Source organism: Pseudomonas cerasi, from assembly GCF_900074915.1.
Lineage (GTDB): Bacteria > Pseudomonadota > Gammaproteobacteria > Pseudomonadales > Pseudomonadaceae > Aquipseudomonas > Aquipseudomonas cerasi.
Genome location: NZ_LT222319.1, coordinates 5,454,563 through 5,468,879 on the forward strand (window position 1 = coordinate 5,454,563; position 14,317 = coordinate 5,468,879).

Consider the following 14,317-nt stretch of genomic DNA (forward strand, 5'->3'; position numbering starts at 1 on the left):
AGGCCGCTTACTTGCGGCTGCAATCGTCCTGTTGCAGCAGGTTGGCCTGAGTCAGGTTGCAGTCTGCCGGTACGCTGCGCGTCAGCCAGACATTGCCGCCGATGGTCGAACCCTTGCCGATGGTGATGCGACCCAGAATGGTCGCACCCGCGTAGATCACCACGTCGTCTTCAACGATTGGATGCCGTGCATGGCCTTTCTGCAACTGACCGTCCTCGTCCGACGGGAAGCGCTTGGCGCCCAGGGTCACGGCCTGATAGATCCGCACCCGCTCGCCGATGATCGCGGTTTCGCCAATCACCACGCCTGTTCCGTGATCGATAAAGAAGCTCGGGCCGATCTGCGCACCCGGATGAATATCGATACCGGTCGCCGAATGGGCGATTTCCGAGCTGATACGCGCCAGCAACGGCAAGCCGGCGCGATACAGATAATGCGCCAGCCGATGGTGGATCACCGCCAGAATGCCGGGATAGCACAGCAGCACTTCATCGACACTGCGCGCCGCAGGGTCGCCGTGATAGGCGGCCAGCACGTCGGTGTCCAGCAACAGACGAATACCCGGCAGGGCCATGGCGAAACCCTGGATCAGCTCGAGTGCTCGCGCATCGATGCTCTTCAGGTCACCGCCCTGCTGATGGGCCACATAGCGCAATTCAAGCCGGGCCTGAGCCAGCAGTGCGTTGAGCGCCACATCCAGCGTATGGCCGACATAGAAGTCCTCGCTTTCCTCACGCAGGTCCACCGGGCCCAGGCGCATCGGGAACAGTGCGCCGCTCAAGGCTTCAAGAATCTCGCCCATGGCCGCACGCGAAGGCAGCTCACGCCCACCGTGTTCACCGCTCACTCGCCTGTTGCGAGCCCGCCAGTCTTCACGCGCGCTGCGCAACTGGCTGACGATGCGCTGCAACTGCCAGTGGCTGGAGCGGCCGTCGGCGGACGCTTCTGGAATATCGCTCACGCTTGACTCTCCTTGATGTGAAGGGTGGCGACCGACAGTACGGGCCGCTGCTGTTGCCACTCTACGGCAAACATTCAGACGAAAAAAACAACAATTTCTGTCGGAATACGCGAAGAGAGCCGTGCGCACAGATAAGTTGCCGTGCGAGAAACGTCTGCCTATAGTCCGCTGACTCTTTACACGGCTTATCGACCACCATGATCAAAAATCAGCTTGCCCGCTTCAATCGCCTGGACCTGATCAGCGCGCCAACGGCTCTGGAAAAGCTCGAGCGCCTGTCGGTCTGGGCAGATCGTGATATCTACATCAAGCGGGATGACACCACGACGCTGGCCCTGGGCGGCAACAAGGTGCGCAAACTCGAGTACCTGGCCGCCGATGCGCTGGCCCAGGGTGCCGACACACTGATCACCGCCGGGGCCATCCAGTCCAACCATGTCCGCCAGACCGCAGCGCTGGCCGCGCGCCTGGGCCTGGGCTGTGTGGCGCTGCTGGAAAACCCCATCGGCACCGAAGACCCCAGTTACCTGAAAAACGGCAACCGCCTGCTGCTGGAGCTGTTCGATGCCAAGGTCGAGCTGGTGGAAAACCTCGACAACGCCGACGAGCAACTGCACGCCCTGGCGGCACGCCTGCGTTCCAGCGGCAAAAAGCCTTATCTGGTGCCCATCGGTGGCTCGAGCCCGGTGGGGGCGCTGGGTTATGTGCGCGCGGGGCTGGAACTGGCCGAGCAGATCAAGCAGACCGGCATCGAGTTTGCTGGCGTCGTTCTGGCCTCCGGCAGTGCCGGCACGCACAGCGGTCTGGCGCTGGCTCTGGCTCACGAGCTGCCGCAATTGCCGGTCATCGGCGTGACCGTGTCGCGCAGTGAAGAAGCACAGCTGCCCAAGGTTCAGGGCCTGGCCGAGCGCACCGCAGAGTTGCTCGGCGCTCCGTTGCCCGAACACTTCAAGGTCGAACTGTGGGATGAGTATTTCGCGCCACGGTATGGCGAACCGAATGCCGGCACGCTGTCAGCCATCAAGCTGGTGGCCAGCCACGAAGGGCTGTTGCTCGACCCGGTCTACACCGGCAAGGCCATGTCCGGTCTGCTCGATGGTATCGGTCGTCAACGCTTTAACGACGGCCCACTGATCTTTCTGCACACCGGCGGTGCGCCAGCGCTGTTTGCCTATCCGGATGCGTTCGACCAATGACGTTTCAGCCAACGGGTCCTTTATGCTTTTGTGGAGGGAAAATAACTTTTTTTGTTATTTTTCCTCATAAGCTGATGGCTATATAGTCGCGCCCGGCAGACCACAACGCTTAACCTTATACCTGACGTAACTGCCTGAAAAAAAGCTGAATAATCAGCACGAAGTTGCTTGAGTCGGGTCAGAAAATGGCCAGACACTTCCACACCAACAAGGGGCTTGCATGAACATTTCCGCTATTCGTCGTACGTTTCTTTTCTCGGCAATGGGCTTGATGCTCAATGCCGGTATCGCCGGGCAAGCCATGGCTGGCGAGCAACTGCAGAAAATCAAGGACAGCGGTACGCTCAATGTAGGCCTGGAAGGCACTTACCCACCGTTCAGCTTCGTCGATGAGAGCGGCAAGCTCACCGGCTTCGAAGTCGAGTTTTCCGAAGCGCTGGCCAAGGAACTGGGCGTGAAGGCCAAGATCCAGCCGTCGAAATGGGATGGCATCCTGGCCGCTCTGGACTCCAAGCGTCTGGACGTGGTGATCAACCAGGTGACCATCTCCGACGAGCGCAAGAAGAAGTACGACTTCTCCGAGCCCTACACCGTGTCCGGCATTCAGGCGTTGGTTCTGAAGACGAACCAAGACAAGATCAAGACAGCCACAGACCTGACCGGCAAGAAGGTCGGTGTGGGCCTGGGCACCAACTACGAGGAATGGCTCAAGGCGAACGTTCCGGGCGCGATCGTCAAAACCTATGACGATGATCCGAGCAAGATCCAGGACCTGAGTGTAGGTCGTATCGATGCGATCCTCGTTGACCGTCTGGCCGCGCTGGAAATGGCTGCCAAAACGAAAAACAAACTCGTCCCTGCAGGCGACGCCTTCTCCCGCCAGGAATCGGGCATTGCCCTGCGCAAAGGCGAGCCTGAATTGCTGGCGGCCATCGACAAGGCCATCGACAAGCTGCGTGCCGACGGTACGCTGAAGAAATTGTCGGAAAAGTACTTCAACGCTGACGTTACCAAATGATTGAAGAGAGCCTTCAGCTCGCGCTGGACTCCGCGCCCTTCCTCCTCAAGGGCGCGTACTACACCGTCTTCCTCAGTATTGGCGGGATGTTTTTCGGTTTGCTGCTGGGCTTCGGCCTGGCCTTGATGCGCCTCTCGCGCATCAAACCGGTGAACTGGATAGCACGCATCTACGTGTCGTTCTTTCGCGGCACGCCCTTGCTGGTGCAGCTGTTCGTGATTTATTACGGCCTGCCGGAGCTGGGTATCCAGCTCGAACCGCTGAGCGCTGCGCTGATCGGTTTTTCCCTGAACATGGCCGCTTACGCCTGCGAAATCCTGCGCGCGGCCATCAGTTCGGTGGAGCGCGGCCAGTGGGAAGCCGCGGCCAGTATCGGCATGACCCGCTGGCAGACCATGCGTCGGGCGATCCTCCCGCAGGCCGCACGCACCGCATTGCCGCCACTGGGCAACAGCTTCATCTCGCTGGTCAAGGACACGGCGCTGGCAGCCACCATCCAGGTGCCGGAGCTGTTCCGTCAGGCGCAGTTGATCACCGCACGCACCTTCGAAATTTTCACCATGTACCTGGCCGCTGCACTGATCTACTGGATCCTTGCCACGGCGCTCTCGCACCTGCAAAACAAGCTGGAAGCCAGGGTCAACCGGCACGATCTGGAGACCTGACACATGATAGTGGTTGAAAAACTCACCAAGGCATTCAAGGGCAATGAGGTGCTCAAGGGCATCGATCTGCGTATCGAAGCCGGGGAAGTGGTGGCCATCATCGGGCCCAGCGGCTCGGGCAAGACCACCCTGCTGCGCTGCCTGAATCTGCTGGAAACGCCTGACAGCGGCAGGATCAAGGTCGGTGACATCGAGATTGATGGCACCCGCTCCATGAACCAGCAACAGGGGTTGATCCGCCAGTTGCGTCAGCAGGTCGGGTTCGTGTTTCAGAACTTCAATCTGTTTCCGCATCGCACCGCACTGGAAAATGTCATCGAAGGTCCGGTGGTGGTCAAGAAGGTGGCCCGCGAAGCTGCCGAGGCGCTGGGCAGAAAGCTGCTCGCCAAGGTCGGCCTGAGCGGCAAGGAAGACGCTTACCCGCGACGCTTTTCCGGCGGGCAGCAACAGCGCGTGGCGATTGCACGGGCGCTGGCGATGGAGCCGCAAGTGATCCTGTTCGACGAGCCGACCTCGGCTCTGGACCCTGAGCTGGTCGGCGAGGTGCTGACCACCATCCGCGCGCTGGCTGAAGAGAACCGCACCATGGTCATCGTCACTCACGAGATGAGCTTTGCCCGGGACGTCGCCAACCGGGTGATCTTCATCGACAAGGGAGTGATCGTGGAGCAAGGCGAAGCCAAGGCGCTGTTCGCCAACCCGAAAGAAGAACGCACCAGGCAGTTTCTTGAGCGTACCCGCTCCTGATCAGGACGATCAGCATCTGCAAAAAGCAGCGTCCATCCAGCGGCGCTGCTTTTTTCTTACATTTCCGGAAGGATTAATCGTTCAATATCCTTGCTGAATTCCCGCGTAATTTCCCGAAAAATCATCGAAATAATAAAATTAGCCCACGTCCTTCCTGCTCCTTGATTCGTAGCCGGGCGCGCCACTGCGCGTCCGTGTTGCCAGACTTTCCCTTCCGGACACTCTACTGTCGGTTACGGCCTGTTGCCATTGATACTTTGTGGTAGGACGGTTGTTTCGTGAGGAGTCAACGGTTCCAAACACACAGCGTAGGAAGTATCCGGTTTTCAAGTAAACAGTCCTTAAATGCACTTCGCACATTGACAAGTTCCCGCAAAGCCCATTAGCTCACTTACTTCACGCATTTCAGTGAGGCAGCAAAGTTTCAAGCACACTTTTCATACCGTTTGTAATGTTTGCCATAACTTGGATATTTAAGGTAATTATCCCACTGCCTGAAACGCACACTTCATTACTTGAACATGACAACTTATGACGATTCTTTACTTGAACCATTGATTATCTGGAGTACCCCGACATGCGTCAAAACACTTGCAACGCCAGCCCCTTGGGCTTGCCTATCCCTTCTGTTCCGCTGGCCAGCCGACATGGCATAGGCGTGAGGAACGCCTCTCAACTCGTTGTTCATGTTGAACCCTATGGCAGCATGGAAGAGGGCGATCTGATCGAACTGTTCTGGGACGGCTGTTACGTCGCGTCAACAATTTTGAAGGCATCCGACGTCGGCAAGCCTGTCGTCCTACGTGTGCCGGAAAGCTTTCTGCAGAATGGCAAGGCGAGAACCTACTACCGGGTCATGAAGATAGGCGGAGTGCCTGTGACCTCGCCCTGCCGCAAGCTATGGGTCAAGCTGAACGCACCGGGAGGGCGGCTGGTCAGCGCCAACACGGAAGAAAACCAGGGGCTGGCGCCACTCTATGTTGCGCCATCTGTCATACGCCACGGACTCTCGCGCAGGCACCTGGAAGGAGGCTTGCCGATGACCATCGAGCCTTATCTGAACATGGCTGTTCACGACGAGATCACCGTGCGCTGGGGCGATCTGCGCATGGACCTGCCGCCGCTCACTGCCGACGATGTCGGTGAGCCGGTCGACCTGGTCGTACCGCCTGAGTTGATACGCGAAGGCGGAGACGAACAACGGCTGGAAGTGAGTTACTGTGTTATCGACCGGGTGGGCAACAACTCGCTCTGGGCGCCACCCCGAATAATAAGGATCCAACCGCTGGGGCATTGAATGCCTGACGACGGCAAGTCGGACAAACCGCATCACTCGACAATACTGTTCAATGGACAACACCGCACGGACCATTCTAAAAACGAAGCGTTATTTATTCACGCTCATTACCTGTATTAAACATTGGCCACGCGTGTAAGAAAGTTCAACGTCGCTCCGGCATACGCCATGTTTCATCCGTACTTGGCTCTGCGCAGACGTCTAACATCGTGCGTTACGCGAGGTGAGGATATGAAGCGGCATTGGCGACTGACAATAACTGTCTATGCTTATTCCAAAAAGCACGTTTTAAAAACTTTTATACACGCTTAGGGTATATGAACCGGACCACCGGACATCGTGATGTTTTCCAGCCGCACCTGATGCGGCCTACTGCTACGAGGTTCCGATGGTCCCTTTCACAATTACCCCTGTGGATAAACCCAGGGTCGTATCGATTGACGGTGAGCGACGCGAGTCTGATCCGGCGACGGTAGCGACCCAACGCGTCGAGGCTTCACAAGAGCCTGACGCTGCTCCCCGCCTGCTGAAGGCCACCGTGTTGCAAAACGACGCGCAAGCCATTGCAGCAGCCCATGAACTGGCCGCAGCCGCACAGATCAATGCTGCCAATCGTGACAGACAACGTGCCTTGCCATGGGCTGAAATCGAACAGTTCACCCGCAGCGGACTGGGCAGTATTTCCATCCCGCGCGCATACGGCGGCCCGCAAGTGTCGTTCGTCACGGTGGCTGAAGTCTTCCGGATCATTTCTGCTGCCGACCCGGCACTGGGACAAATTCCGCAAAACCAGTTCGGCATTCTGCACCTGCTGCAGGGCAGCGCCACCGAGCAACAGAAGAAAACACTGTTCCAGAGCGTGCTGGACGGTTGGCGCATCGGCAACGCCGGGCCCGAGCGCGGCACCAAAAACACACTGGAACTCAAGGCACGGATCACCGCCAATGGCGACCGCCTGGCCATCACCGGACAGAAGTTCTACTCCACCGGCGCGTTGTTCGCGCATTGGGTTGCCGTCAAGGCGCTGGATGACCAGGGACGGCAGATCATGGCCTTCGTCCAGCGTGGCACACCGGGCCTGCGCATCGTTGATGACTGGTCGGGCTTTGGCCAGCGCACCACCGCCAGCGGCACGGTGCTGCTCGACAATGTTCCGGTGGACGCCGGGCTGGTGGTCGATAACTGGCGCCTGTCCCTGACGCCGAACATTCAGGGTGCCGTTTCGCAACTGATCCAGGCCGCAATCGATGCGGGCATAGCGCGCGGGGCCATCGACGATGCGATAGCTTTTGTACGCGAGAAATCCCGTCCGTGGATCGACGCCAACGTCGAGCGCGCCAGCGATGACCTCTATGTGATCGCCGACATCGGCAAGCTGAAACTCGAACTGCACGCCGCAGAAGCGCTGCTGCGCAAGGCGGGCCAGGAACTCGACGAAATCAGCGCTGCGCCTATCGATGAGCAATCGGCAGCCCGCGCCTCCATTGCAGTGGCGCGGGCCAAAGTCCTGACCACCGAGATCTCGCTACTGGCCAGCGAGAAGCTGTTCGAACTGGCCGGCAGCCGCGCGACCCTGGCCGAGTTCAATCTCGACCGCCACTGGCGCAACGCGCGCGTCCACACCCTGCATGACCCGGTGCGCTGGAAATACCACGCGGTCGGCACCTGGCATTTGAACGGCACCCTGCCTGCTCGCCATTCCTGGATCTGAACCAGACCACTGGAGAACACCCTTCATGAGTTTCAACCCAAAAGCGCGCGTTAACGCAGCGCTGATCACCAGTGACGCTCAGGCCCTGCACACAGCCCGCGAACTGGCCCTGCGATTGAAAACCGACAGCGCGCAACGTGATCGCGAACGCCGTTTGCCGCATGCCGAACTGGACCTGTTCAGCCAGTCCGGTCTGTGGGGCATCAGTGTGCCGCAAGCCTTCGGCGGCGCGGGTGTTTCCAATTTCACGCTGGCCAAGGTGATCCAGCTGATTTCCGAAGCCGATGGCTCGCTGGGCCAGATTCCGCAAAACCACTTTTACGCCCTGGAAGTGCTGCGCGTGAACGGCAGTCCGGAACAACAGGCGCGCTTGTACGCCGAGGCACTGGCGGGCGTACGCTTCGGCAACGCGCTGGCCGAACTGGGGACCAGAACCGCACATGACCGCACCACTCGCCTGAGCCGCGACGGGGACGGTTATCGCATCAACGGCCGCAAGTTCTACGCCACCGGCGCGTTGTACGCGCAACGTATTCCCACCTCGGTGATTGACGACGAGGGTGTGCAGCAACTGGTGTTCGTGCCGCATGACAGCGAGGGGCTCAGCGTCATCGACGACTGGAGCGGTTTCGGGCAGCGCACCACGGGCAGCGGCTCGGTGGTGTTCGACAATGTGTATGTCAGCGCCCGCGATGTGGTGCCGTTCCAGAGCGCCTTCCAGCGCCCCACCACGGTCGGGCCACTGGCGCAGATTCTCCATGCGGCGATCGACACCGGCATTGCCCGCGCAGCCTTCGAGGACGCCCTGACGTTCGTGCGGACGCGTACCCGGCCATGGATCGATTCGGGTATTGAAAAGGCCGTGGATGACCCGCTGACGCTGCACAGCTTCGGCAAGCTGGGTATTCGCCTGCACGCCGCCGAAGCACTGCTCGAGCGCGCCGGAGAGTTTCTCGATGTCGCTCAGGCCGACAGCAATGCCGAAACCGTCGCCGCTGCCTCGATAGCCGTGGCCGAAGCGCGCGCCATCAGCACGGAGATTTCCCTGGCAGCCGGCAGCACGCTGTTCGAACTGGCGGGCAGTCAATCCACGCTGGCGGAACACGGCCTGGATCGCCACTGGCGCAATGCGCGCGTTCATACGCTGCACGACCCGGTACGCTGGAAGTTTCACGCCATCGGCAATTACTACCTCAACGACACTAATCCTCCCCTGCGGGGGACGATCTGATGGCGCGTAAAAAGATCCTCCTCAACGCGTTCAACATGAACTGCATCGGCCATATCAACCATGGCCTGTGGACCCATCCACGGGACACCTCGACGCAATTCAACAGCCTGGAGTACTGGACTGACCTGGCGAAACTGCTCGAACGCGGGTTGTTCGACGGCCTGTTCATCGCCGACATCGTGGGCGTGTATGACGTGTATCAGAACTCGGTGGACGTTACCCTCAAGGAGGCGATCCAGTTGCCGGTCAACGACCCACTGCTGCTGGTCTCGGCGATGGCAGGGGTCACGAAACACCTGGGCTTCGGCCTGACCGCCAACCTGACCTACGACGCGCCCTATCTGTTCGCCAGGCGCATGTCGACGCTGGATCACCTGAGCCGTGGCCGGGTGGGCTGGAACATCGTCACCGGCTACCTCGACAGCGCGGCGCGGGCCATGGGCCTCAGCAAGCAGAACGAGCATGACCGCCGTTATGATCAGGCCGACGAGTACCTGGAGGTGCTGTACAAGCTCTGGGAGGGCAGTTGGGAAGACGATGCCGTGATCAATGATCGCGAGCAGCGCGTCTACGCCCAGCCGGGCAAGGTGCATAAGGTCCGGCACCAGGGTGAGTTCTATCAGGTCGAAGGTTATCACCTCTGCGAACCGTCGCCGCAACGCACGCCGGTGCTGTTTCAGGCCGGCAGTTCGGAGCGCGGCCTGCAGTTTGCGGGACAGAACGCCGAATGCGTTTTCATCAGCGGGCAGAACAAGGCAGCGACCCGCGAGCAGGTCGACAAGGTGCGCGCCAGTGCCGTGCAGGCCGGGCGCAACCCGGACGACATCAAAGTGTTCATGGGCCTGAACGTGATCGTCGCGGCCACCGAAGCACTGGCTAGGGAGAAGCACGCCGAATACCGCCGCCATGCCAGCGCCGAAGCCGGCGTGGCGCACTTCGCCGCGTCCACGGGCATCGATTTTTCTGAGTACGAACTCGACGAACCCATTCAGTACGTGAAAAACAACGCCATTCAATCGGCGACCAGGAACCTGAAAAACAACGACTGGACGCGCCAGAAACTGCTCGACCAGCACGCCTTGGGCGGCCGTTACATCACCTTGATCGGCTCGCCCGAACAGGTCGCCGACGAACTGGAGTCATGGATCGACGAAACCGGCCTGGACGGCTTCAACCTGACCCGCATCGTCACCCCGGAAAGTTACGAGGACTTCATTGACCTGGTGATCCCGGAGCTGCAACGCCGCGGCTCATACAAGACCGCTTACGAAGAAGGCAGCCTGCGCAAAAAACTGTTTCCGGAAGGCACCGACCGTTTACCGCAACGGCATGGGGGGGCGGCACACCGACATATTTGATGAAGACATGCGCGCCCACGCTAAAGCGCTTGGCGTTGTACACAGATTTTGTGGGAGCGAGCTTGCTCGCGAAAGCGATTGCCCAGACGCCCTGTTTTCTGCGGCTGCACTGGCCTATTCGCGAGCAAGCTCGCTCCCACAGGACCGGTGCGCTGCGGGGGATGCACACCGGCGTAGTTGATGACGACATGCGCACCTACGCTGAAGCACTTGGCGTTGTACACAGTTTTTGTGGGAGCGAGCTTGCTCGCGAAAGCGATTGCCCAGACGCCCTGCTTTCTGCGGCTGCACTGGCCTATTCGCGAGCAAGCTCGCTCCCACATGACCGATGCGCTGCGGGGGATGCACACCAGCGTAATTGATGACGACATGCGCCCCATGCTGAAGCGCCTGGCGTTGTACACAGATTTTGTGGGAGCGAGCTTGCTCGCGAAAGCGATTGGCCAGACGCCCTGCTTTCTGCGGCTGTACTGGCCTATTCGCGAGCAAGCTCGCTCCCACAGGGCCGGTGCGCTACGTGGGATGCACACCAGCGTAGTTGATGACGACATGCGCGCCCACGCTAAAGCGCCTGGCGTTGTACACAGATTTTGTGGGAGCGAGCTTGCTCGCGAAAGCGATTGGCCAGACGCCCTGCTTTCTGTGGCTGCACTGGCCTATTCGCGAGCAAGCTCGCTCCCACAGGGCCGATGCGCTACGGGGATGCACACCGGCGTAGTTGATGACGACATGCGCCCCACGCTGAAGCGCCTGGCGTTATACACAAGTCTCGTGGGAGCGATAAGCGCAAGACGTGGGAACGAGACTTAGGTATTTTTAAAAGGACCACATCATGAGCAAAACCCTCGCTGCACTGGCCCTCGGCCTGTTGACCCTGACCGCTTACGCTGACGATAAACCCCTGAAAGTCGGGACCACGGCAGCCTTCGCGATACCGCTGGAAGCCGCTGTCGAAGAGGCTGGCAAGCAGGGCCTGAAGGTCGAGCTGGTCGAGTTCACCGACTGGATCGCGCCCAACGTCAGCCTCGCTGCCGGCGATATCGACGTGAATTACTTTCAGCACATCCCGTTCCTGACCAATGCCAACGAAGCCGCTGGCTTCGGTTTGGTGCCTTACGCACCGGGGATCATCAACAACGTAGGTCTGTACTCGAAAAAGTACAAAAGCTTCGATGAGCTGCCGACCGGCGCCACCGTGGCCATCGCCAATGACCCGATCAACAGCGGACGCGGCCTGCAACTGCTGGCCAAGGCCGGGCTGATCACGCTCAAGGAAGGTGTTGGTTACAAGGCCACCGAAGAAGACATCACGGCCAACCCGAAAAAACTCAAGCTCATACAGGTCGAAGCCGTGCAACTGGTGCGAGCCTACGACGATGCCGATCTGGTGCAGGGCTACCCCGCCTACATCCGTCTGGCCAAGACCTTTCCCGCTGACTCGGCGATCCTGTCCGACGGTCTGGACCACCCGGAATACGTGATTCAGTTCGTGATCAAACCTGATCACAAGGATGACCCGCGGCTGGCGAAATTCGTCGACATTTACCAGCACTCGCCGGTCGTCCGCGCTTCGCTGGACAAGGTCAACGGCAAGCTTTATCAGGCCGGGTGGAAGGAATGACTGCGACCGCGCAATGCCAACGGCCACTCGACACTGCGGGCGCAGGTCAACGGGCGCAACAGGCCGAGTTGCACCCGGAGCTGAATCGCGCGCATGTGCGCTTCATCAACCTGGGCAAGACCTATCACGGCAAGCAAGGCACGGTGGAGGCGCTGGGCAATATCGATCTGGCCGTCCAGCGCGGCGAGATCTTCGGCATTATCGGCCGCAGCGGCGCAGGCAAATCCTCGTTGATCCGCACCATCAATCGCCTGGAACAACCGAGCAGCGGTCGCGTATTGATCGATCAGGTGGACATCGGCGAGTTCGACGAAGACAAGCTGGTGGAGCTACGCCGACGCATCGGCATGATCTTCCAGCACTTCAATCTGATGTCGGCCAAGACCGTCTGGCAGAACGTCGAACTGCCGCTCAAGGTCGCCGGTGTGCCCAAGGAGCAACGCGCGCGCAAGGTCGCGCAGTTGCTGGAACTGGTGGGTTTGCAGGACAAGCACAAGGCGTACCCCGCGCAACTGTCCGGCGGGCAGAAACAGCGTGTCGGCATCGCCCGCGCGCTGGTACACGACCCGGCGATTCTGTTATGCGACGAAGCCACTTCGGCACTGGACCCGGAAACCACCCAGTCGATCCTCGGCCTGCTGCGCGAGATCAACCAGCGCCTGGGCCTTACCATCGTGCTGATCACCCATGAAATGGCGGTTATCCGTGATATCTGCCACCGCGTGGTGGTGCTGGAACAGGGGCGAGTCGTCGAGCAGGGGCCGGTATGGCAGGTGTTTGGCGACCCGCAGCACGACGTCAGCAAAACCTTGCTGGCTCCGCTGCAAACCGGGCTGCCGAAAGAGTGGGCAGAGCGCCTGAGCGATCAGCCGCAAAGATCCGATGCGACCCTGCTGCTGGACGTGCATTTCACCGGTGTCAGTGACGAAGGGCCGGATCTGGCCGCGCTGTTTGCCGCGCTGGGCGGCAAGGTGCAATTGCTGCAGGGCGGCGTCGAGCGGATTCAGAAGCGGCCCATCGGGCATCTCATTCTGTCGGTTGCCGGCTCGCCACACAGCCGGGAAGAACTGCTGGCGCGAGCCCGCACACTGGCGCCACGCGCGGAGGTATTGGGTTATGTGGGTTGATCGCTTGCTGCAAGGCACCCTCGACACGTTTCTGATGGTCGGTGTGTCGTCATTGATCGCACTGCTGCTGGGCATTCCGCTGGCAGTGATTCTGGTCACCAGTTCCAAAGGCGGCATCTACGAAGCACCGGGGATCAACCGGGTGCTGGGTGGCTTCGTGAACCTGTTTCGTTCGATTCCGTTTCTGATCCTGATGGTCGCGCTGATTCCGTTCACGCGGATGATCGTCGGCACCACGTATGGCGTATGGGCAGCCGTCGTGCCGCTGACCATTGCCGCCACGCCATTCTTTGCGCGGGTCGCTGAAGTGAGCCTGCGGGAGGTCGATCATGGTCTGGTCGAGGCCGCGCAAGCGATGGGCTGTCGGCGCTGGCATATCATCTGGCATGTGCTGCTGCCGGAGGCGCGTCCCGGTATCGTCGGCGGCTTTACGATCACGCTGGTGACCATGATCAACTCATCGGCCATGGCCGGTGCCATCGGCGCAGGCGGGCTGGGCGATATTGCCTATCGCTATGGCTATCAGCGCTTCGACACGCAGGTGATGTTGACAGTGATTGTCTTGCTGGTAGCGGTCGTCGCGCTGGTGCAGCTGGGCGGGGACCGGCTGGCACGCAGCTTCGACAGGCGCTGAGCAGCCGCAACGCAGCGAGGGTATATTGGCGGTCTTCCTTTACCGGACCGCCCTTGATGAAACTCGATCCACAGACCCTTGCGCAGATCACCTCCGCGACCCTCGGCAATTACAACCGCGTGGCCGACGACTTCCGCGAAGGCACCCGCGACCACGACGTCAGCCAGAACATCGACGCCCTGCTGCGGCATATCGAAGGACCGGCACCCTGGCAGATTCTCGATTTCGGCTGCGGGCCGGGCCGCGACCTGAAAACGTTTACCGCGATGGGCCATGTGGCGGTCGGGCTCGACGGGTCCGAACGTTTCGCCGAGATGGCCCGTGCCGAGACCGGATGCGAAGTGCTGCAGCAAAACTTCCTCGAACTCGACCTGCCGCACAGCCGCTTCGATGGCGTTTTCGCCAACGCGGTGCTGTTTCACATCCCCAAACAGGAGCTGCCGCGCGTCCTGCGTCAGTTGCATGACGCGCTCAAGCCGGGCGGCGTGCTGTTCAGCTCCAACCCGCGTGGTGAGAATCAGGAAGGCTGGAACGGCGAGCGTTACGGCGCTTATCACGACCTTGAATCATGGCGCACATTGCTGACCGAAGCCGGCTTTATCGAACTGGAGCATTACTACCGCCCCGCCGGATTGCCGAGAGAGCAGCAGCCGTGGCTGGCGAGTGTCTGGCGGCGTCAGTGATGTCCGGCGCTGTGCAGTCCGCGTGCTGTTACTTCTGACAGTATCGGCAAATACTCACGCGCCTTAGG

The 14,317-nt window shown here is 60.2% G+C and carries 13 protein-coding genes; 12 read left to right on the plus strand and 1 reads right to left on the minus strand.

What is annotated here, in order from left to right; all coding sequences use genetic code 11:
* Positions 1 to 7 precede the first annotated feature (7 nt).
* Positions 8 to 961 carry a serine O-acetyltransferase EpsC gene (gene epsC / locus PCPL58_RS26635; RefSeq protein ID WP_003432332.1) on the minus strand — a complete coding sequence of 318 codons (954 nt, stop codon included), beginning with the start codon at positions 959 to 961 and terminating at the stop codon, positions 8 to 10.
* A gap of 197 nt (positions 962 to 1,158) precedes the next feature.
* On the opposite strand from epsC, the gene PCPL58_RS26640 reads away from it, so the two are divergent.
* The 12 genes from PCPL58_RS26640 to PCPL58_RS26700 all read left to right on the plus strand — a co-directional run bounded on the left by PCPL58_RS26640 (position 1,159) and on the right by PCPL58_RS26700 (position 14,249).
* Entirely contained in the window at positions 1,159 to 2,157 is a 999-nt protein-coding gene (locus PCPL58_RS26640; RefSeq protein WP_060708552.1) for a D-cysteine desulfhydrase, read from the plus strand.
* A gap of 220 nt (positions 2,158 to 2,377) precedes the next feature.
* Positions 2,378 to 3,175, plus strand: a complete 798-nt coding sequence (gene tcyJ, locus PCPL58_RS26645) for a cystine ABC transporter substrate-binding protein (protein ID WP_065350837.1) — start codon at positions 2,378 to 2,380, stop codon at positions 3,173 to 3,175.
* Positions 3,172 to 3,840 (plus strand): cystine ABC transporter permease, encoded by a 669-nt coding sequence (tcyL, locus tag PCPL58_RS26650; protein WP_003341471.1) that lies wholly within the window; start codon positions 3,172 to 3,174, stop codon positions 3,838 to 3,840. Before tcyJ ends, tcyL begins: the two co-directional genes overlap by 4 nt.
* A gap of 3 nt (positions 3,841 to 3,843) precedes the next feature.
* Complete coding sequence (gene tcyN, locus PCPL58_RS26655) at positions 3,844 to 4,587, plus strand: L-cystine ABC transporter ATP-binding protein TcyN (protein ID WP_065350838.1); 744 nt, start codon at positions 3,844 to 3,846, stop codon at positions 4,585 to 4,587.
* 577 nt (positions 4,588 to 5,164) lie between these two features.
* Positions 5,165 to 5,884 (plus strand): hypothetical protein, encoded by a 720-nt coding sequence (locus tag PCPL58_RS26660; RefSeq protein ID WP_042930404.1) that lies wholly within the window; start codon positions 5,165 to 5,167, stop codon positions 5,882 to 5,884.
* Between the two features lie 388 nt (positions 5,885 to 6,272).
* Positions 6,273 to 7,595: an SfnB family sulfur acquisition oxidoreductase gene (locus PCPL58_RS26665; RefSeq protein WP_083188504.1), complete on the plus strand. Its 1,323-nt coding sequence runs from the start codon at positions 6,273 to 6,275 to the stop codon at positions 7,593 to 7,595.
* Between the two features lie 25 nt (positions 7,596 to 7,620).
* Complete coding sequence (locus PCPL58_RS26670) at positions 7,621 to 8,826, plus strand: SfnB family sulfur acquisition oxidoreductase (protein WP_065350839.1); 1,206 nt, start codon at positions 7,621 to 7,623, stop codon at positions 8,824 to 8,826.
* Positions 8,826 to 10,184: an LLM class flavin-dependent oxidoreductase gene (locus PCPL58_RS26675; protein ID WP_065350840.1), complete on the plus strand. Its 1,359-nt coding sequence runs from the start codon at positions 8,826 to 8,828 to the stop codon at positions 10,182 to 10,184. Before PCPL58_RS26670 ends, PCPL58_RS26675 begins: the two co-directional genes overlap by 1 nt.
* An 832-nt stretch (positions 10,185 to 11,016) precedes the next feature.
* Entirely contained in the window at positions 11,017 to 11,805 is a 789-nt protein-coding gene (locus PCPL58_RS26685; RefSeq protein ID WP_065350842.1) for a MetQ/NlpA family ABC transporter substrate-binding protein, read from the plus strand.
* Complete coding sequence (locus PCPL58_RS26690) at positions 11,802 to 12,932, plus strand: methionine ABC transporter ATP-binding protein (RefSeq protein ID WP_065350843.1); 1,131 nt, start codon at positions 11,802 to 11,804, stop codon at positions 12,930 to 12,932. Before PCPL58_RS26685 ends, PCPL58_RS26690 begins: the two co-directional genes overlap by 4 nt.
* Positions 12,922 to 13,566 carry a methionine ABC transporter permease gene (locus tag PCPL58_RS26695; RefSeq protein ID WP_044308745.1) on the plus strand — a complete coding sequence of 215 codons (645 nt, stop codon included), beginning with the start codon at positions 12,922 to 12,924 and terminating at the stop codon, positions 13,564 to 13,566. Before PCPL58_RS26690 ends, PCPL58_RS26695 begins: the two co-directional genes overlap by 11 nt.
* A 56-nt stretch (positions 13,567 to 13,622) precedes the next feature.
* A complete protein-coding gene (locus PCPL58_RS26700) occupies positions 13,623 to 14,249 on the plus strand; it encodes a class I SAM-dependent methyltransferase (protein ID WP_054081245.1) in 627 nt (208 codons plus the stop codon).
* Positions 14,250 to 14,317 lie beyond the last annotated feature (68 nt).